At 71.4% G+C, this 15182-nt stretch carries 14 protein-coding genes; 12 read left to right on the plus strand and 2 right to left on the minus strand.

The window, feature by feature from the left end:
* Window positions 1–81: 81 nt before the first annotated feature.
* Window positions 82–462, minus strand: coding sequence for a DUF5319 domain-containing protein (locus ACFQO7_RS12075; protein WP_166383380.1), 381 nt, complete (start codon window positions 460–462; stop codon window positions 82–84).
* A gap of 184 nt (window positions 463–646) precedes the next feature.
* Here ACFQO7_RS12075 and guaB point away from each other — a divergent pair, with 184 nt between their 5' ends.
* From guaB to ACFQO7_RS12090, 3 genes are all read left to right on the plus strand, one after another.
* Complete coding sequence (gene guaB / locus ACFQO7_RS12080) at window positions 647–2134, plus strand: IMP dehydrogenase (RefSeq protein WP_376806456.1); 1488 nt, start codon at window positions 647–649, stop codon at window positions 2132–2134.
* Between the two features lie 38 nt (window positions 2135–2172).
* Complete coding sequence (locus ACFQO7_RS12085) at window positions 2173–3312, plus strand: GuaB3 family IMP dehydrogenase-related protein (RefSeq protein WP_360539549.1); 1140 nt, start codon at window positions 2173–2175, stop codon at window positions 3310–3312.
* Window positions 3313–3437: 125 nt separating this feature from the next.
* Window positions 3438–4871, plus strand: a complete 1434-nt coding sequence (locus tag ACFQO7_RS12090; protein WP_376806457.1) for a M1 family metallopeptidase — start codon at window positions 3438–3440, stop codon at window positions 4869–4871.
* 182 nt (window positions 4872–5053) lie between these two features.
* Here the strand turns inward: ACFQO7_RS12090 and ACFQO7_RS12095 are convergent, their stop codons facing one another.
* Window positions 5054–5287, minus strand: a complete 234-nt coding sequence (locus ACFQO7_RS12095; RefSeq protein WP_376806458.1) for a hypothetical protein — start codon at window positions 5285–5287, stop codon at window positions 5054–5056.
* A gap of 105 nt (window positions 5288–5392) precedes the next feature.
* Between ACFQO7_RS12095 and ACFQO7_RS12100 the strand changes: the two genes are divergently transcribed.
* From ACFQO7_RS12100 to ACFQO7_RS12140, 9 genes are all read left to right on the plus strand, one after another.
* Window positions 5393–6148 carry a helix-turn-helix domain-containing protein gene (locus ACFQO7_RS12100; protein ID WP_376806459.1) on the plus strand — a complete coding sequence of 252 codons (756 nt, stop codon included), beginning with the start codon at window positions 5393–5395 and terminating at the stop codon, window positions 6146–6148.
* Between the two features lie 27 nt (window positions 6149–6175).
* Window positions 6176–7819 carry an FAD-dependent oxidoreductase gene (locus ACFQO7_RS12105; protein WP_376806460.1) on the plus strand — a complete coding sequence of 548 codons (1644 nt, stop codon included), beginning with the start codon at window positions 6176–6178 and terminating at the stop codon, window positions 7817–7819.
* Between the two features lie 40 nt (window positions 7820–7859).
* Window positions 7860–8270: a hypothetical protein gene (locus ACFQO7_RS12110; protein ID WP_376806461.1), complete on the plus strand. Its 411-nt coding sequence runs from the start codon at window positions 7860–7862 to the stop codon at window positions 8268–8270.
* Window positions 8267–9445: a hypothetical protein gene (locus ACFQO7_RS12115; protein WP_376806462.1), complete on the plus strand. Its 1179-nt coding sequence runs from the start codon at window positions 8267–8269 to the stop codon at window positions 9443–9445. Before ACFQO7_RS12110 ends, ACFQO7_RS12115 begins: the two co-directional genes overlap by 4 nt.
* A gap of 10 nt (window positions 9446–9455) precedes the next feature.
* Entirely contained in the window at window positions 9456–10214 is a 759-nt protein-coding gene (locus tag ACFQO7_RS12120) for a DUF3152 domain-containing protein (RefSeq protein WP_376806463.1), read from the plus strand.
* Between the two features lie 27 nt (window positions 10215–10241).
* A complete protein-coding gene (gene guaA, locus ACFQO7_RS12125; protein WP_376806464.1) occupies window positions 10242–11795 on the plus strand; it encodes a glutamine-hydrolyzing GMP synthase in 1554 nt (517 codons plus the stop codon).
* Between the two features lie 164 nt (window positions 11796–11959).
* Window positions 11960–12919 (plus strand): NUDIX hydrolase, encoded by a 960-nt coding sequence (locus ACFQO7_RS12130; protein WP_376806465.1) that lies wholly within the window; start codon window positions 11960–11962, stop codon window positions 12917–12919.
* A gap of 84 nt (window positions 12920–13003) precedes the next feature.
* Entirely contained in the window at window positions 13004–13936 is a 933-nt protein-coding gene (locus tag ACFQO7_RS12135) for an NUDIX domain-containing protein (RefSeq protein WP_376806466.1), read from the plus strand.
* Window positions 13937–14229: 293 nt separating this feature from the next.
* Window positions 14230–15135, plus strand: coding sequence for a CDP-alcohol phosphatidyltransferase family protein (locus ACFQO7_RS12140; protein WP_360539575.1), 906 nt, complete (start codon window positions 14230–14232; stop codon window positions 15133–15135).
* The last annotated feature ends 47 nt before the right edge of the window (window positions 15136–15182 follow it).

The raw sequence follows: 15182 nt of genomic DNA on the forward strand, positions 1-15182 counted from the left end.
GTAGTCCTCGCTGCAGAAGGCCGGGCGCGGGCCGGGCCGAGACAGGCCGGGCGGGCGGGTGGGTGGGTGGGTGGGTGGGGGTTATTCCTCGACCATGTCGTCGACGGCGTCGGCGTAGCCGCGGGCGTATTCCCAGGTCACGTAGTGGTCCGGGTCGGGGTCGTAGGCAGGCTCGTGCACGCGCGGGCGGCCGGAGTCGAGCAGGTGGCGCAGGTTGCCCCGGAGCAGGTCCCAGTCGAAGTAGTGCGGCTCCCGGCAGTCCTCGCAGTCGACCACGAGGCCGCGGATGCCCTTGGGGGAGAGCAGCACCTGGTAGACCTCGAGCTCGGCGAGGTCGGCGAGCAGGTCGGCGCGCTCGGAGGTCGAGAGTTCGCCGTACGCGTCGCCCTCGGGGTCGTCCAGGCCCGCGGTGGGGTCGGTCGGGTCCCCGTGGAAGGGGTCAATGGGCTCGTCGTGCTGCACCCCTTCACGTTAGACCCCTGAGCGCGGGAGCGCAGGCATGAGTCCCCCGCGCGTCAGCGACAGATCTCCATGAGGTGGGCCACCCCACGCCCGGGCGAATTCGGGCCTGGTCGGGCGCTGGGTACGATTCATTGGAGCCTCATCACACCCACATGCCGCGCTCCGGACCCAGGGGGACAAAAAGATGGATGCCGCCCGCGAGATTCCACTCGGCCTCACTTTCGACGACGTCCTGCTGGTGCCCGGCGAGTCGGACCTGATTCCCAGCCAGGTGACCACCCAGACCCGGTTGACCAGGAACGTCACCCTGCAGATCCCGCTGGTGTCCAGCGCCATGGACACCGTCACCGAGGCCCGGATGGCGATCGCGATGGCCCGCCAGGGCGGCATCGGCGTGCTGCACCGCAACCTCTCGGTCGAGGATCAGGCGGCCCAGGTCGACCTGGTGAAGCGGTCCGAGTCCGGCATGATCACCAACCCGGTGACCTGCTCGCCCGACGACACGCTGCGCGACGTGGACGCCACGTGCGCGCGCTACCGCATCTCCGGCCTGCCGGTCACCGACGCCGACGGCACGCTGGTCGGCATCGTCACCAACCGCGACATGCGCTTCGTCACCGACATGTCGGTGAGGGTGCGCGAGGTGATGACCCCGATGCCGCTGGTCACCGCGCCGGTGGGGGCGTCCAAGGAGCAGGCGCTGGCGCTGCTGCGCACCAACAAGGTGGAGAAGCTGCCGCTGGTCGACGAGAGCGGCCGGCTGCGCGGGCTGATCACCGTCAAGGACTTCGTCAAGACCGAGCAGTTCCCGCTGGCGACCAAGGACGCCGCGGGCCGCCTCCGGGTCGCCGCCGCCGTGGGTGTCGGCGACGACGGCTACAAGCGGGCCCGCGCGCTGATCGACGCGGGCGTCGACGTGGTCATGGTGGACACCGCCCACGGCCACAACCGGGCCGTGCTGGAGCTGGTCGCGCGGCTCAAGAAGGAGTCCGACGTCGACATCGTCGGCGGCAACGTGGCCACCTACGCCGGCGCGAAGGCGCTGGTCGAAGCAGGTGCGGACGCGGTCAAGGTCGGGGTCGGGCCGGGCGCCATCTGCACCACCCGGATCGTGGCGGGCGTCGGCGTGCCGCAGATCACGGCGATCATGGAGGCGGCTCGGGCCTGCGCGCCCGCGGGCGTGCCGGTGATCGGCGACGGCGGCATCCAGTACTCGGGCGACATCGCCAAGGCGATCGTGGCCGGGGCGGAGACCGTCATGCTCGGGCAGGCGCTGGCCGGCTGCGAGGAGAGCCCTGGCGACCTGGTCTTCATGAACGGCAAGCAGTTCAAGGCGTACCGCGGCATGGGCTCGCTCGGCGCGATGCTGGCCCGCGGCCCGGCCGCCCAGTCGTACTCCAAGGACCGCTACTTCCAGGCCGACGTCACCCAGGCCGACAAGCTCATCCCCGAGGGCGTCGAGGGCCAGGTGCCCTACCGCGGCACCCTGGCCACGGTCGCCCACCAGCTCGTCGGCGGCCTGCGCCAGGCGCAGTTCTACTGCGGCGCGGCCGACATCGCCGAGCTGCGGGCCAAGGGTCAGCTGGTGCGCATCACCGCGGCGGGGCTCAAGGAGTCCCACCCGCACGACATCCAGATGACCGTGGAAGCGCCGAACTACCACTCGCGGTAGCGTCTGCATGCTTAAGCGAACCGCGGAGAGGACCCACTGTGCGTGACATCGTCGAGATCGGCATGGGGAAGACCGCCCAGCGCGGCTACCACCTGGATGACATCGCGATCGTGCCGAGCCGCCGTACCCGCGATGTGGACGACGTCTCGACGAACTGGCAGCTCGACGCGTACAAGTTCGGCATCCCGTGCGTGGCGCACCCGTCCGACGCCATCATGAGCCCGGCCAGCGCGGTGGCGCTGGGCCGGCTCGGCGGGCTGGGTGTGCTCAACGTCGAGGGCCTGTGGACCCGGTACGAGGACCCGCGCAAGCAGCTCGAAGCGCTGGCCGAGGCCGGCGAGGACGAGAACCTGACGGCCCGGCTCCAGCAGCTCTACGCCGCCGAGCCGATCAAGCCGGAGCTGATCGCGGAGCGGGTGCGCGAGATGCGGGCGCTGGCGGGCGACGGCGGCGGCAACGTCACCGTGGCGGTGCGAGTCTCCCCGCAGCACACCCTGGCGCTGGCCCCGGTCATCCTCGACTCCGGGGTGGACCTGCTGGTCATCCAGGGCACCATCGTGTCGGCGGAGCACGTCTCCACGGTGGACGAGCCGCTGAACCTCAAGGAGTTCATCGCCGACCTGGACCTGCCGGTCATCGTCGGCGGCTGCACGAACTACCAGACGGCGCTGCACCTGATGCGCACCGGCGCGGCAGGCGTCATCGTCGGCATCGGCGCCGACCACCTGACCACCAGCGACGCCGTGCTCGGCATCAAGGTGCCCATGGCCAGCGCGATCGCCGATGCCGCCGCGGCCCGCCGCGACTACCTCGACGAGACCGGCGGCCGGTACGTGCACCTGATCGCCGACGGCGACCTGCACACCTCCGGCGACATCGCCAAGGCGCTGGGCTGCGGCGCGGACGCGGTCATGCTCGGCGCGCCGCTGTCGCTGGCCGAGGGCATGCCCGGCAACGGCCTGTGGTGGCACCCGTCGGCCAGCCACCCGAAGCTGCCGCGCGGCTCGATCGGGCTGACCCCGGAGCCGCTCGGCACGCTGGAGCAGGTGCTCTACGGCCCGGCGACCGATCCGGACGGACTGCTGAACCTGTTCGGCGGCCTCAAGCGGGCCATGGCCAAGTGCGGCTACCGTGACCTGAAGGAGTTCCAGAAGGTCGGCCTGCTGCTCGACAACTGATCGATCGAGCGAAGCCCCGCCGCTGCTGTACGCAGCTCGGCGGGGCTTCGTCGTCGTTGCGGGCCGAGTCGCCGCCCCGCTTCGGCGGCGGCGGTTAGGGTGGAGGCTCTACGGCGGGAGGTCGCATGGTCAGGCGTACGTGGGTCGTGGCGGCGGCGGTGACGGCCGCGCTGCTGGGCGGCTGCTCGGGCCAGACCCGGCCCCTGTTCAGCGGAGCGGGCGCGCAGGAGTTCCCCGCTCCGGTCCCCGTGCCGGTCAACCTGGCCGGGGCCGGCGACCCGTACTTCCCCGGTTACGGCAACGGCGGATACGACGTCTCGGCGTACGACCTGAAGATCAAGTATGACCCGGCGACGGACAAGCTGGCGGGCGTCGCCACGATGACCGCCACCGCCACCACCGACCTGTCGAAGTTCCACCTCGACCTGCACGGCCTCACCGTCGAGAAGATCACCGTCGAGGGTGTGGCGGCCACCTCGACCCGGCAGGGCGACGAGCTGATCATCACGCCGGTCGTCCCGGTCGCGTCCGGCAAGCAGTTCGTCACCGTGATCACCTACGGCGGCGTGCCCAAGGCGATCACCGCCCCCGACCTGGGCATCACCGGCTTCCTGACCACTCCCGACGGTGCCTTCACCCTCGGCGAGCCCGAGTCGGCGACCACCTGGTTCCCGGTCAACGACCACCCCAAGGACAAGGCGCTGTACGCCATCGAGCTGACCGTGCCCGGTGACCTCGACGCCATCAGCAACGGCCTGCTCCAAGGCAAGTCCACCGCGAACGGCTGGACCAGCTGGCGCTGGAAGGTCACCTCGCCGATGGCCCCCTACCTGGCCACCTTCGTGATCGGCGACTACCGCACCGTCGAGGGCGTGCACAAGGGCAAGCCGGTGCTGACCGCGATCGCCGAGACGCTGCCCAAGGGCGACATCGACGAGGCCATGGCGAAGACCACCGAGATCACCGACTTCCTGGAGCAGTACTTCGGCCCGTACCCGTTCGACGCGTACGGCGGCATCGTCATCGACGACGAGCGGGTGCGCTACGCGCTGGAGACGCAGACCCGGCCGGTCTACTCGAACGCGTTCTGGAGCCGCGGGCAGAACACGATCGTGGTCGCCCACGAGCTGGCCCACCAGTGGTTCGGCGACAGCGTGTCGGTGGAGCGCTGGGAGCACATCTGGCTCAACGAGGGCTTCGCGACGTACGCCCAGTGGATGTGGGGCGAGAAGATCGGCGTGTCCACCATCCAGAAGGAGTTCGACTCCCGGTACGAGGACCCCGGCAACCGGATCTGGGACATCGCCCCCGGCGCGCCCGGCGCGGACAACATCTTCTCCGGCAGCGTGTACGACCGCGGCGGGATGACCCTGCACGCGCTGCGCAAGCTCGTCGGCGACGACAAGTTCTTCGAGATCCTCAAGACCTGGGCCGCCGAGCAACGCGACGGCAACGCCAACACCGCCGAGTTCATCACCCTCGCCGAACGCATCAGCGGCCAGAACCTGACCGACTTCTTCCAGAAGTGGCTCTTCGAAACCGGCCGCCCCGCCCAGTGACCGTCCCGCCGGGCGATCACCTCGATCGTGTCGCCCCAGGCGAGCACCACGTCGCGCGTGCGCTCACATCATCTTTGATGTGCCCACATCAAAGATGATGTGAGTCGCCGTCGACGGACTTGTTTCGGGCGGGCGCGGGTGGGCCTGAGGTGCGAGCCATGGGCGCCACCCGCGCCCGGGTCCTATTCGGGGATACGGTGCCGCGGCTGCCCTGGGACCGGCTCGTGACCCGCCCAGTCCTGGTAGTGGACGATGAGCCGCCCGCCGTGGGCGCGCCGATCGCAGGGGTGGACCCGACCGCACGAGGTGCAGCGGCCCGTGCCGTCCCGCCGGTGCACCACGAGTAGGTGACGGCCGTAGGCGGCTTGGGCCTCGGCGTATCGGAGGAACTCCTGCTCGACCATCGGCGTGTCCATGTGGGCACCGTATGGCGATTCGGGTGTGCTCGGCGGCGTCTGCTGGGGCGTCGATCCGGTGACATCCAGGGCGTCATTTCGGCGTCATCGGCGTATGGTGTTGGTATGACGGCTCCAAACGCGACACTGCGTGCTGTGCGCATGGGCATGCTCATGAGCCAGGATGACTTCGCCCGCGCCATCCGCGACGCGGGGCGGCGGGCCGGTGTGCCCAACGATGCCAACAAGCGGCTGGTCCAGCGCTGGGAGTCGGGCGTCATCGTTACTCCGCGGCCGACGTACGCCCGCGCCCTGGAGGTCGTCACCGGTCTGCCGATCAGCGCCCTGGGGTTCTCGCTCATGGTGCCCAACCCGCCCGCCTCCGCAGACGGCGCGGACACGGCCACCGAGCCCAAGGTGCCGGCGCAGCCGATGCCGAATCTGCCACGCGCCTCGGCGGTGTCCGGGGGCAACCACTCCGGCATCTGGCTCAGCCGGTACGAGTACCACTCCAGCGGTCGCGAGGGCACCTTCGTCGGCGTGCACTACGTGGTGGTTCTCCAGCACGGCGACCGGCTCACGGTGCGCAGCCTGCCGGGCTCCTCGGACTCGCCGCTCACCCTGGACCTGACCGTGGACGGCAACGTCGTCACCGGCACCTGGGTGGAGCAGACGGCCGCCGACGGCTACTACCGCGGTGCCCGCTACCACGGGGCGATCCAGTTGCTGGTGGAGCCGACCGGGCGGCGCATGGCGGGTCAGTGGGTGGGGTTCGGCAAGGAGATGGACGTCAACACCGGCCCCTGGGAACTGGTCTTCCAGGAAGCCTCCACCAACAAGGCCGCCATGGACCGCTACAACCGCCCGCCGACCCTTCCGTGAAGTTAACTGGCCGGTAATAATCTCGGCATGCGCTACGACGTGGTGGTGATCGGCTCCGGGTTCGGCGGGAGTGTGGCGGCGCTGCGGCTGGCCGAGAAGGGCTACTCGGTGGCCGTGCTGGAGGCGGGGCGGCGCTTCGCCGACCAGGACTTCCCGAAGACCAGCTGGCGGCTGCGGCGCTTCCTGTGGGCCCCGGCGCTGGGCTGCTACGGCATCCAGCGGATCACCCTGCTGCGCCCCGACAAGGGCCACGACGGCGCGGGCGTGCTGGTGCTGTCCGGCGCGGGCGTCGGCGGCGGCTCCCTGGTGTACGCCAACACGCTGTACCGCCCCCTCGACGCCTTCTACACCGACCCGCAGTGGCGCGACATCGCCGACTGGAAGGCCGAACTGGCCCCGCACTACGACACCGCGGAGCGCATGCTCGGCGTGACCGTCTACGACCGCACCACCCCGGCCGACGAGGCGATGCGCAAGGTCGCCGAGCGTATGGGCGTCGGCGACACGTTCCACCCGACCCCGGTCGGCGTCTTCCTGGGCATGCCGGGCCAGTCCGTGCCGGACCCCTACTTCGACGGCAAAGGGCCCGCGCGGGCGGGCTGCCTGCACTGCGGCGAGTGCATGACCGGCTGCCGCCACAACGCCAAGAACACCCTGGTCAAGAACTATCTGTGGCTGGCCGAGAAGGCCGGTGCGCAGATCTTCCCGATGTCGACGGTCACCGCCGTGAAGCCGGTCGAGGGCGGCGGCTACCGGGTGGAGCTGGCCCGGACCGGGGCGCGGTTCGGGCGGCGGCGGCGCGCGGCCGGCGGCGGGGTGATCGAGGCCGGGCAGGTGGTGTTCGCGGCGGGCGCGCTCGGCACGCAGCGGCTGCTGCACGGCATGAAAGCCTCGGGCGACCTGCCGCACCTGTCCGACCGGCTCGGCGCACTGACCCGGACCAACTCCGAGTCGCTGGTCGGCGCGACGGTGCTGCCGGGGCAGGCCCGCAAGCAGGGGCTGAAGTACACCGAGGGTGTGGCGATCACGAGTTCGTTCCATCCGGACGAGCGGACCCACGTCGAGCCGGTGCGCTACGGCAAGGGCTCGAACTCGATGGGGCTGCTGCAGTCGGCGCTGACCGACGGCGGGCCGGGGCGCGGGCGACGCTGGGCGGCGGCGATGTTCCGGTGGCCGTTCGCGTACCTGCGGGCGATGTCGGTGCGCGACTGGTCCAACCGGACCATCATCGCGCTGGTCATGCAGTCGGCGGACAACTCGCTGACGGTGCGGCTGCGGCGCGGCGGGCTGCGCTCGACGCAGGGCCACGGTGCGCCGAACCCGACGTGGATCCCGGCCGGCAACGAGGCGGTGCGCCTGCTGGCCGAGGAGATCGGCGGGCTGCCGGGCGGGGCGCTGCCGGAGGTGCTCGACATCCCGCTGACCGCGCACATCCTGGGCGGCGCCGTGATCGGGGCGGACCCGGAACACGGGGTCGTGGACCCGTACCAGCGCGTTTTCGGGCATCCGGGGCTGCACGTCGCCGACGGGGCCGCGGTCGCGGCGAACCTGGGCGTGAACCCGTCGCTGACCATCACCGCGCAGGCCGAGCGGGCGTTCGCGGCATGGCCGGTGAAGGGCGAGCCGGATCGGCGGCCGCCGCTGGGCGAGCCGTACCGGAAAATCACCTGACCGTGACCTGAACGCGATGCGCACGCCCCAGCCTGACCGGGTGGACGAGAGCCGCCGGAAAGAGTCCGGCCGCGCCGACGTGGTGTACGTGCTGCTGCTGGTGCAGGTAGGTGCGGGGCTGCTGGCGATGCTGGGCGAGCTGCTGTTCATGGGCGGCAGCCCGCTCTACGCGCTCGCGCCGGTGACGAAGGCGGCGGTGACGCTGGTGTTCGCGGCGCTGGTGGTGCGCGGGCGGCGCGGCGCGCTGATCGGCGTGGTGGCGCTGCAGCTGCTGACGCTGGCCGGGTTCGGGCTGAGCGTGGTGGCCGGGGCGCTGCCCCAACTGGACTTCACGCCGACGCTGACGGGGCTGCTCACCGGGGTGGCACTACCGGTCGCGGTCACCGTGACCTGCGTACGCCTGCTGATCGAACCGGAGCCGGAACCGGCCCCGCCGGCGGTGGCCCGATGAACCCGCTGGAGTCGATGCTCACGGGTATTGCGCCGGAGCACACCGCCGCGCTGGCCGCCGGGATCGTGGCCTGTCTGTTCGTGCCGTTCCTGCGGGGCGGCCCGGCGTCGCCGGTGGCGCGCTGGGCGTTCGTGCTGCTGGGCGCGGCGGGCGCGGTGCACCTGGCGCTGCCGCTCGGCCACCGGGACAGCGCCCTGCTGACTGTGGGCTTCCTGGGCAGCGGCCTGGTCTACGGGCTGCTGTCGTGGCTGGCCTTCACCGGCCGCCGGGGCTGGCGCGCCGGGACGGTGCTGCTGGTCCCGCTGAACCTGCTCGGTTACGTGATCGTGCTGCTCCGGGGCGGTGAGGAAGCCGACCAGGTCGGCATCGCCGCGGCCCTGGTGGAGTTGGTCGCCTTCGGGCTGGCCGCCGTGCCGCAGCGGGTTCCGGGTCGCCCGCGCCGACTGCTGCGTGGGCTGGGCTCGACCTCCACCGTCGCGGGGGTGCTGCTGACCGGACTGGTCATCTGGCTGTCGACGCTCCAAGCACACCAGTCGGCCGGGTCGGCGGCGAGCGCGGAAGAGGCCCCGGCGGTCGGGCACAGCCACGCGGGCGGTCACGAGCACCTGGCCCGTGCCCAGGCCGGGGTCATCATGCGCCCGCTGTCGGGCGACCACCACCCGACCGCCGCGCAGTCGGCGGCCGCCGCCCGCCTGGCGTCGGCGACCAGAGAGTCGGTACGCCGGTTCGCCCGCCTGGCCGACGCGCTGGCCGCCGGATACCGGCTGCCGATCACCGGCCGGACCGGCACCGATGTGCACCTGGAGCATCCGGGGTTCAAGGCCGACGGAGCCGTGCTCGATCCGGCCCGCCCGGAGATGCTGGTGTTCGCGATCGAGGACGGGCGGGCGAGCCTGCTCGGCGTGGTCTTCGTGATGGAGCGCGCCGGTGCGGCGGGCCCCGACCCGGGCGGGCCGGTGACCCGCTGGCACGCGCACAACCTGTGCCTGTCGGTAGCGCCGCCGGGCATCGGCGTGGTCACCCCGTACGGCGGCTGCCCGGCGCTGGCCGTGGCGGTCACCGTGCCGGAGATGATGCACGTCTGGACGTCCGACCCGCCCGGTGGCGCGTTCGCCGAAGGAGTCGAGCAGGTTTGGGCGCGGGACTACCTCCACAGGAACGGTCTGCCCACATAAGGTGATCGCCATGGGGAGGATCTTCACCGCTCGTATGACGACGGTCGCCGTGCTCGCCCTGGCCCTGGCCGGGTGCGGCACGTCCGAGCAGCCCGAACAGCCCGCGTTCCAGCCGGCCGCGTCGCCGCAGCCGATGGCGTCGGCGGAGCCCTCGGCCGCGGAGCCGTCGCCGTCGGTGAAGCCGTCGCCGAAGCCGACGAAGAACGCCGCGGTGCTGGAGCGGGGCGAGGGCACGTTCGTCACCGCGGCGGGCAGCTCGCCGGTCGTCGGCGACGCCGGCACGCTGCGCCGGTATCAGGTGCAGGTGGAGGAGGGCATCACCGCGTTCGATCCGGACGGATTCGCGGCCGTGGTCGAGGAGGTGCTGGCCGACGAGCACAGCTGGATCGCCTCGAAGAAGTGGCGCTTCCAGCGGGTCGCCCCGGGCGCGAGCGCGAACTTCCGGATCATGCTGTCCACCCCGGGCACCACCGACCGGCTCTGCGCCAAGGCCGGGCTGCAGACCAACGGCATCTTCTCCTGCCGGTACGGCGACAACGTCGTGATCAATCTGCGGCGCTGGACCAACGGCGCGGACGGGTTCACCGACATGGAGGTGTACCGCCACATGGTCATCAACCATGAGGTCGGTCACTTTCTCGGCAAGGGCCACGTCAACTGCCCAGGCAACGGCAAGCTCGCGCCGGTGATGCAGCAGCAGACCAAGTCGTTGCAGGGCTGCAAGCCCAACCCGTACCCGTACCCGGACGGGGTCCACTACGTGGGGTGACCTGCGTCGCACCCTAAGATTGACGTCATGACGACGCCTCGCCCCGTCCTGGTGGTTGACTACGGTGCCCAGTACGCCCAGCTGATCGCCCGTCGGGTGCGGGAGGCCCGGGTCTACTCCGAGATCGTGCCGCATTCCATGCCGGTCGAGGAGATGATGCGCAAGAACCCGGCCGCGATCATCCTGTCCGGCGGCCCGTCCAGCGTGTACGAGCGCGGCGCCCCGCAGGTCGACGCGACCCTGTTCGAGCAGGGTGTGCCGGTGTTCGGCATCTGCTACGGCTTCCAGGCGATGGCCGCCGCGCTGGGCGGCACGGTCAGCCACACCGGCCTGCGCGAGTTCGGCGGCACCGTGGTCGAGGCGCAGCCCGAGGCGGGCGTGCTCTTCGCGGGCCTGCCCGCGCGCCAGGACGTGTGGATGAGCCACGGCGACTGCGTGAGCGCCGCCCCGGCCGGGTTCACCGTCACCGCCGCCTCGCCGGGCGCCCCGGTCGCCGCGTTCGAGGACGTCAGCCGCGGTTTCGCCGGGGTGCAGTTCCACCCCGAGGTGGCGCACACCCCGTACGGCCAGCGCCTGCTGGAGAAGTTCCTGCACGAGGTGGCCGGCATCGAGCCGGTCTGGACCATGGGCAACGTCATCGACGACCAGGTGGCCGCGATCCGCGCCCAGGTCGGTGACGCCGAGGTGATCTGCGGCCTGTCCGGCGGCGTCGACTCGGCGGTGGCCGCGGCGCTCGTGCACAAGGCCGTCGGCGACCAGCTGACCTGCGTCTTCGTCGACCACGGCCTGCTGCGTGCGGGCGAGGCGGAGCAGGTCGAGCGCGACTACGTGGCCGCGACCGGCATCAAGCTCAAGGTGGTCGACGCGACCGAGCGCTTCCTGGGCGCGCTGGCCGGGGTCACCGACCCCGAGGCCAAGCGCAAGATCATTGGCCGGGAGTTCATCCGGGTCTTCGAGGCGGCGGCCCGCGAGATCGCCACCGCCGGCGACGTGCGCTTCCTGGTCCAGGGCACGCTCTACCCGGACGTGGTGGAGTCCGGCGGCGGCACCGGCACCGCCAACATCAAGAGCCACCACAACGTGGGCGGCCTGCCCGACGACCTCAAGTTCGACCTGGTCGAGCCGCTGCGCATGCTGTTCAAGGACGAGGTGCGGGCACTGGGCCAGAGCCTGGGCCTGCCCGAGGAGATGGTCTGGCGGCACCCGTTCCCGGGTCCGGGCCTGGCCATCCGCATCATCGGCGAGGTCAACCAGCACAACCTCGACATCCTGCGCGCGGCCGACCTGATCGCCCGCCAGGAGCTGAGCGCGTCGGGGCTGGACCGCGACGTGTGGCAGTTCCCCGTGGTGCTGCTGGCCGACGTGCGCTCGGTCGGCGTGCAGGGCGACGGCCGCACCTACGGCCACCCGGTCGTGCTGCGCCCGGTCTCCAGCGAGGACGCGATGACCGCCGACTGGTCGCGGCTGCCGTATGACCTCATCGCCCGGATCTCGACCCGGATCACCAACGAGGTGCGGGAGGTCAACCGGGTCACCCTGGATGTGACGAGCAAGCCGCCGGGCACCATCGAATGGGAGTGAATCCCGCTTTTGCCTGATCGAGGCCTCACCCTTACCGGGTGGGGCCTTTGATCACTTCTGGGGTAGGCCGAACGGCCGGTACAAACCGTCGTTTAACGGTGTAAACATGATCGTAAAATCGGACATCTTGTCGTGATCTTCGTGCCGGGGGAGAATGGTTTCTCGTGACCACCGCGCTGGAGCCGTTGCGGCGGATCGCCGCATACGCCGTCATCACCAACGAGACCGACCAGGTGCTCCTGGTCCGCGCCTCGATGAAGTCCGGGACACCGGGCGTGTGGTCCCTGCCTGGCGGGGCAGTGGACCACGGCGAGCATCCCAATGACACCGTCGTCAGGGAGACCGCCGCAGAGACCGGATTGAGCGTGGCCGTGACCGGGCTGTGCGACGTCCTGGCCGACATGCGGGCGCTGCCGCACCGCGGCGTCACCATCCACACCGACCGCGTCATCTACGCGGCCCGGGTTCGCGGCGGCGCGTTGCGGGAGCGCGTCGACCAGCCCACCGACCTGGTCGGCTGGTTCACTCCCGAGGAGGCGGCGAAGCTGCCGCTGCGGCCGTTCACGGCGGGCGCGCTGGGCATCACCGAGGCGGCGATCGACCTGCTGCCCGACGAGGTGCCCGACTTCCCGTCCTTCTTCGCCGCGCCGGGGCCCGACGGGCTGCACCGCGCGCAGCGCTTCGCGGCGTACGCCGTGGTCACCGACCGGCTGCAGCGGGTGCTGCTGACCCGGATCGCGGCCAACTATCCCGGCGCGGGCAAGTGGCACCTGCCCGGCGGCGGCACCGACTACGGCGAGCAGCCCGGGGTCGCCCTGATCCGGGAGCTGGTCGAGGAGACCGGCCAGCGCGGCCGGCTCGGCGAGCTGCTCGGCGTGGCCAGCCACCGGGACCCGGCCTCGCTGGGCCCGGAGGGCTACCCCATCGACTGGCACGGCGTGCGGGCCTTCTACCGGGTCCGCGTCGACCGGGCCACCCAGCCCAAGGTGTACGACGTCGGCGGCTCCACCGCCGAGGCCCGCTGGGTCACCTCCGACGAGCTGGGCGAGCTCGGCCCGGAGGACGTCACCGAAGTCACCGCGGAGGCCCTGAAGGCGGCCTCGCTCACACGGCCCTCGGTCTGACCTGCTCCGGCACCGGCCCGACGTGCCACGGGGGCGGCCGTGGCACGGGGTGGTCGTGTCGTGCGGGCCCGATAGCCTGTCGTGGTGGAGAAAAGGCGGCGTATCGGGGCCTACGGCATAGCGCACGACGAGCAGGGCCGGCTGCTGCTGGTCCGCTCGTCGGCCCGATCCAACTTCCCTGGCGTCTGGTTCCTGCCCGGCGGCGGCCTGGAGCACGGCGAGGACCCGGCCGAGGCCGTGGTCCGCGAGTTCCGCGAGGAGACCGGCCTGACCGCCCGGATCGCGGGCCTGCGCGAGGTGACCTCGGACCTCGTCGAGTTCCCGTGGCGCGGGGTGCTGCTGCACCACGACCGGATCATCTACGACATGACCGTCACCGGCGGCGACCTGACCGTGGAAGCCGACGGCACCTCTGACCTGCCCGCGTGGATCGAGCTGTCGCGCCTGGGCTCGCTGGACCTCATCCCCTTCGCGGCGCGCACGCTCGGGCTGGACGCCACCGGTCCGGCGAGCGGGCAGCGCCCCGCGTCGCCCGACGAGTCGGGCGAGACCGGGCCGAACGGCCGCCACCTCGGCGGCGGGCGCAAGGTCTCCCGTTTCGGGGCGTACGGCCTGGTCACCGACCCGGCCGGCCGGGTGCTGCTGTCGCTGATCGCGGAGAACTACCCGGGTGCGGGCAAGTGGCACCTGCCCGGCGGCGGCACCGACTTCGGCGAGACCCCGGCCATCGGCCTCGTGCGCGAGATCTACGAGGAGTCGGGGCAGGTCGGTGAGGTGACCGAGCTGCTCCGGGTGAACTCGACGCACAACCCCGCCGCCATGGGCCCCGAGGGCGAGCCGTACGACTGGTACACCGTGCGTGCCGTGTTCCGGGTGGAGGTGCCGGAGCCCACAGTGCCGTCGGTCACCGAGGCGGTCGGCGGGTCGACCGCGCAGGCGCGCTGGTTCACCCCGGCTGAGCTGGACGGTATTCCGCTGACCGAGTCGGCTCACCGAGAATTGCGACATATTTCCTGATTGCCGCTGTCGGGTAGACTCGGACGCTGACAAGACGAACAGCCCCCGGAGCTTTGCTGCCTTCCGGTGGCGATTGCCCCCGTCAGCAGGGACGGCGCACGAAGATCGCGCCGGGTATCGCCAAGGCACGCGGACGTGTGCGATGGTGTAGGCCGCAAAAGCCGGTCGGTCCGCTGAGGCGGCGGAAAGGAACCGAAACCGGTATGGAGGGACGACACGTGCCGAGAGCCTTATGGCGTCGGCGTCGCTTGACGGACAGCCCGCGCCCCGCGGGCCGCCAGTGGACCGGCCGCTTGCGTGCCGGTGGCTCCTTCGCCCGGCAGATGCTGCTGGTGCCGGTGGGCCGCCTGCGCAAGGCCGACCCTTCCGTTGCGACGAGCACCGCGCTGCCTGGCCTTGACCCGGTCGAACTGCGTTCCATCGAGCAGGCCGCCACGGCCGAGCCGGTGGAGCAGCCGACCCCGACGACGATCCCGCTGCTGCCGGGCGAGCGCACGCTCGACCGCCGCATCAAGTTCGCGCTTGTACAGGCCTGCACGCTGAGCAGCCTGATGCTCGGCATGACCGCGATCTTCCTCGCGGTCATCGGCCGGCCCGACGGCCGCGCCCCGATGTACGGCGCGCTGTGCCTGCTGGCCTGCATCACCTTCGACGGCCTCGACGGCGCGCTGGCCCGCAAGTTCGGCGTCGCCAGCCCGTTCGGCGTGCAGATGGACTCGCTGGGCGACATGACGTCGTTCGGCATCGCCGCGCCCGTCGTCGTGTTCGCCACGCTCCGGGGCAGCGTGCCCACGCCCGTCCTGATCGCGGCCTGCGCCATGGTCGCCTGCTGCGCGGCGATCCGGCTCGCCCGGTTCAACGTCTCGCCGAAGGACGGCCGCTTCTTCTGCGGCGTGCCGACCACCATGGCGGCGACCGTGCTGGCCGTGACCGTGCTGCTGAAGACCACGATGGGCAGCGCGCTGCCGGCCGAGGCGCTGGTGTTCGGGGTGGTGCTGCTGGCCATCGCGATGGTCTCCAGCTTCCCGTACGCCAAGCTCGCGAAGGTGGTCAAGCTGCCGCCGACGCTGTTCCTGCTGCCGCTGGTCGGCCTGGTCTGGAACACGCAGGTGACCTTCGGCCTGCTGGTGCTGGTCTACCTGCTGAGCGGCCCGGTCATCTGGGCCCGCCAGCGCCGGGCGACCGCCCGCATGGCCTGATCACAGATCACAGCAGCGCCGCCCCGGTCCAGTGGACTGGGGCGGCG

The sequence above is a fragment of the Catellatospora aurea genome (assembly GCF_042663325.1).
GTDB lineage: Bacteria > Actinomycetota > Actinomycetes > Mycobacteriales > Micromonosporaceae > Catellatospora > Catellatospora aurea.